Origin of the sequence: Halalkalibacter lacteus (assembly GCF_036663595.1) — a bacterium.
Classification (GTDB): domain Bacteria; phylum Bacillota; class Bacilli; order Bacillales; family Bacillaceae_D; genus Halalkalibacter; species Halalkalibacter lacteus.
The window spans coordinates 1-279 of the sequence record NZ_JAWRVL010000150.1; the positions used below are offsets into that span (position 1 = coordinate 1).

Annotated in this window: 1 protein-coding gene; it reads right to left on the bottom strand. The window is 40.9% G+C overall.

Annotation, left to right across the window (positions count from 1 at the left end; translation table 11 throughout):
• Positions 1-279 (bottom strand): 2-hydroxycarboxylate transporter family protein (locus SAZ04_RS21865; protein ID WP_332699638.1); only part of this gene is annotated, 279 nt, incomplete at both ends.

A 279-nucleotide genomic window follows, 5' to 3' on the forward strand; every position in this document is an offset into this window, starting at 1 on the left:
GGCAAACACATTACCAAGTGCTAAAGCAGGAACGAGTATCGAAATGTAATAACTCGGTGAGTTACCTAGGAATTCAGAATAAACTTGTGCCATCGGAATCGCTCCTGCTCCCATTCCACCACCTAGGATCGGAAGTGTAATAACTAGAATCGCTTCTTGTATGGAGAATCCAATTAAAAATCCTACTAAAGCGGCTATAGCTATCGCCCCAAGGACGGCTCCAAAAATAGGAATAAAATAACGAACCCCAATTTTCATAAGAACTTTAGAATTCATTCC